Here is a 3,432-nt window from a genome sequence, read left to right as displayed (position 1 = left end):
TGCACAAAACACCAAAACCTTGCAATCTCAGAACGTCATTCCAGCCAAATTACGATTCCAGATCAGTCGCCTGGAAGCTTCTTAACGGGCGACGAAATAGTCGGACTGATTTCGTCATCGTGCACGATGAGAAGCTCGCCGGGCTTCACGCCAAGTCTTCGCAACTGCTCCTCTTCGATTGGGCAGTTGAGCATTGCGGCCTTTGCGCCGCATTCCGCGATGGTCATCCTCACCACTTCCGCCGGATCGGCGACGGCCCCCACGCAAGTTATGTGCCTGAATTCTTCGTCATCGTCACTATCTTCCTTGAAGAAAGCCGCTGTCACTATCCAACCATCCATCTTGTTGAGCTCCGTGGGGCCCTGAGCTGCCGAACCTCTGAAGATCCCGAGGCATCGGACACCGCGGCTGAACACGAGGACGGCCACCTCATTGCATGAATATTACGACCGCGGCGATGGCGAGCGAGGTTAGTCCCATCAAAATGACGTATGCGATGTACGGAAGGTCGCCACGCACTACACAGCTCCAGCACTTGACGGAGCGTGCACTCCGAGACGCGGCACACCAGCACAAGCCGGCGCGCAGCGTTCCGCACCCTGACACGGCAACCCCGAGCCCTACACCTACTTGTCGGCATAGGTGCCAACCTGACGGCGAAGCCATTAGACGTTAGCACGCGCTCAACCTGCGGAGTATCTCGTTGACGCTTCGCGGGGAGAAGGTCCGTCCTCCCGCAACCAAATCCCAATAGGGTCGGGCTGGAAGCCAGCTATTCAATTGAACCACCATTTGGTGCAGCATCCTTAGATTGTACGGGCGCAATGGCACCTCTCAATCAGACGAGCGAGCATGAAGTTCCGAGTGCCCGAGGTTGTTATAGGTTGCTTGCTCACGGTCGCCGCTTTCGCGGTGGGAATGGCCTTCCTACTCGGTCGCAAACTATGGGACGCTCCCTGCCGTCATCGAAGCTATGCAAGTAAGCCTGAGCGTGCACGCAGAGCCGCCAGTTCCGGTCAACTACGACCACAACCATCCCCCTGCGAGCTCTGCTGTCCTCATGCCTGGCGAGCCCCGCAATGATCTGGATGACGGGCTTGCGTGGAATGATGTGGAGCTTGACGACTACGAAGGTGACCGCCCCGATTTCGGCGACATGCATCTGTTCTTCTTCGGGTATCGCGGCACGTTCACAAGCGGCCACACCCCCGAGCGTGCTGGCGATACGATGAGCGAACACGCCGGCTCGTCGAGTTTAACGGTGGCTGCGAGTACAACAGTCAAGCCTGATGAGTAAGGAAGCGGGATGACAAAACACGGTTCGATCATTGAAGAGTTGCAGCGAGAGCGAGCGAACATTGATCAGCTTTTGGCAGATCTTGAGGTCGCCAAGTCCGCGTCCATGCGGTGGGCGGCTCCGAGGCCGTTGACACAGCCGAATATGTGGATGGCCTCAGGCAAGCCTCGAACGCGCTCAACAAAGCAATTGCGGACTAAAGAACATGGATACCTGAAGTTAGTTATCCACGACGGCCGGGCCGCCGTCACGCAAGATGTGCCGGTATCCTTGATTAGTCATCCACTTGGTCCGGGCGAGATACGTCTCATACGCTCGGCGGGCACGCTGCGGCTCGCGTTTAGGATTGATGCGCAATACGATCTCCGCTACCTCTCGCTAGTCTGCGCACTCTGCGTCCGCTTCCAGCATGCGCATGTAGGTGACGGCGTGCTCCCGGTCATAAGGGTCAAGGTCTGATCGCTCGGGGCGATATCCCGTGGCGGTCTTTGCATCGGATGCAACTTCGGTTTGTCACAACCTAGAGCGTGATGACTTTAGTTTTGGCCATATCCGGCGTCGGCGAAGTAATTGGCACATTCGGCCGGTGAGAGGGGACCGAGGATCAGAGCGATAGCATCGTAGACGGCCTCGGTAGTTCGCTCATGCGCACGTTGGCGAGTCAATTGCGGGGGGTGCACGCTGAGGTCTTTGGCCCTGGCACTACATCGCCCCCCGCAAACCGATCCTGAACATTGCCCGGGTGCACGATGGTGCTCAGCAAATTTCCTTGTGTATCGGTGACGATGTGGCGCTTGCGACCTTTGATCTTCTTGCCCGCATCAAAGCCGCGCGACCCTCCGCTCTCGGTCGTCTTGACCGATGATCGCCACCGTTGGTTGCGGCTCCCGTCCAGCAAGCCTACGCGCGATTTCAACCGGGGCTTCATTGATCAATCCAACGCCCCGCGGTCGCGCAGGCCATAAAAATAGTACCGCACCGTCGTGAAGGGAGGAAAATCCTTCGGCAGTAGCGCCCTTTGGCATCCCGTCGTCGCAATGTAATGTACTGGATCGCATCCCATACCGATCGCATGCAGGTCGTGCGCGGTCGCCCGACCTTGCTCGGCCTTGGATCAACAGCTCGAGCAAGTCCCATTCCGCATCCGTACAATCGCTTGCATAGCGCAGTTCTCGTCTGTCATGCTGACAGCGGGTGATTTTTGGCCCAAGTCACCTGCTTCTCCGATGGCTTCGAACACCTCGAAAACGCACAACCTGCTGAAATCACCCAACTTTAATTTCCGGTCGGCCTCTTAGCTGTTGCTGGTCGGGATAACAATGACGCACGTCGTGCCGTAAGGCTGTGTGCAGTTGGTGTAGGCGGGAACAAGAACACCATAGCGATGCGCAGATTATTCTGGCGGGTAAACCGTGCGACCGCGTGACGATCCATCGACGGTGCTCCGTGCCCTACGGTTCCTCGATCCCACCGTACGTTTGAATGAAGTGATACGTCGTAAGCTTGTAGTCTTGCGTTCTCGCCTCTGCAATGTTGGCAAGGCGACTACCGGAGGGAAACGTTAGGCGAGCGCTGATATTGAAGTGAGGGTATTTGCCATTGGATACTCGGGTGTAGTTCAGCCGCAACCTCTACATCGGACTCTGCAATGTGCCTACCGCCCCAAATCTCGATGATGTCCCTTAAAGGGTAAGTACGGCGCAACATCCTCTTGGTTGGCATTTGCGCGTCCAGCCATTGATAAGCAATCCTGACAAAGTCGTCATGTTCGTGTCGAACGTTCGCGTGTCGATATTTAACGCGCTTTTTGGCGTTCGCAATTTCGATGGCGGTGAGTATAGTTGAAAGCTTCTCCAACATGGGCCGTTATATGTTGTTCCTAACCTTCTGTGAGATTAGTTCCACGGTTGTCTGAAGTGCTCCCAAGTCTGGTAGTTGCTCATTCATGGCGATGGTCGTTTGAGGTTTCACGAAGTATCCAGGCGGTATCCGTAGCCGTTCTTTGCTTATGTCACCTCAAGCCAGCCCCCTCCACGCCTTGCATCCTTCACCGCCGCAACCACCCTGCTGGGCAGCTCCGCGTTCTGCCGTCAGCCGATCCTAGACCGCACCGCACTGCCTCCACTACTCATCGG

General features: G+C 56.6%; 3 protein-coding genes and 1 pseudogene. 3 read left to right on the top strand and 1 reads right to left on the bottom strand.

Annotated elements, in window-relative coordinates:
- From K359_RS64115 to K359_RS66645, 3 genes are all read left to right on the top strand, one after another.
- The coding region (locus tag K359_RS64115; protein WP_210164120.1) for a hypothetical protein at nucleotides 1-440 on the top strand (440 nt) is incomplete at its 5' end.
- A 620-nt stretch (nucleotides 441-1,060) separates the two neighbouring features.
- Nucleotides 1,061-1,297 carry a hypothetical protein gene (locus tag K359_RS0147310; RefSeq protein WP_156929123.1) on the top strand — a complete coding sequence of 79 codons (237 nt, stop codon included), beginning with the start codon at nucleotides 1,061-1,063 and terminating at the stop codon, nucleotides 1,295-1,297.
- 9 nt (nucleotides 1,298-1,306) lie between these two features.
- On the top strand, nucleotides 1,307-1,756 hold the full coding sequence (locus K359_RS66645) for a hypothetical protein (protein WP_029085181.1): 450 nt from the start codon (nucleotides 1,307-1,309) through the stop codon (nucleotides 1,754-1,756).
- A 217-nt stretch (nucleotides 1,757-1,973) separates the two neighbouring features.
- On the opposite strand, the pseudogene K359_RS60675 reads toward K359_RS66645, so the two are convergent.
- Nucleotides 1,974-2,496 (bottom strand): annotated as a pseudogene (locus tag K359_RS60675) (transposase); the annotation flags it as partial.
- Nucleotides 2,497-3,432: the final 936 nt, after the last annotated feature.

Source organism: Bradyrhizobium sp. th-b2 (genome assembly GCF_000426785.1).
GTDB classification, from domain to species: domain Bacteria; phylum Pseudomonadota; class Alphaproteobacteria; order Rhizobiales; family Xanthobacteraceae; genus Bradyrhizobium; species Bradyrhizobium septentrionale.
The sequence above is the reverse complement of the archived record's forward strand: the minus strand, read 5'-3'. Positions and strand labels throughout refer to the sequence as shown.

What these genes read in the sequence shown, in the direction of transcription:
- K359_RS0147310 (WP_156929123.1), top strand. Translation starts at nt 1,061, where the DNA reads ATGCCTGGCGAGCCCCGCAATGATCTGGATGACGGGCTTGCGTGGAAT.
- K359_RS66645 (WP_029085181.1), top strand. Translation starts at nt 1,307, where the DNA reads ATGACAAAACACGGTTCGATCATTGAAGAGTTGCAGCGAGAGCGAGCG.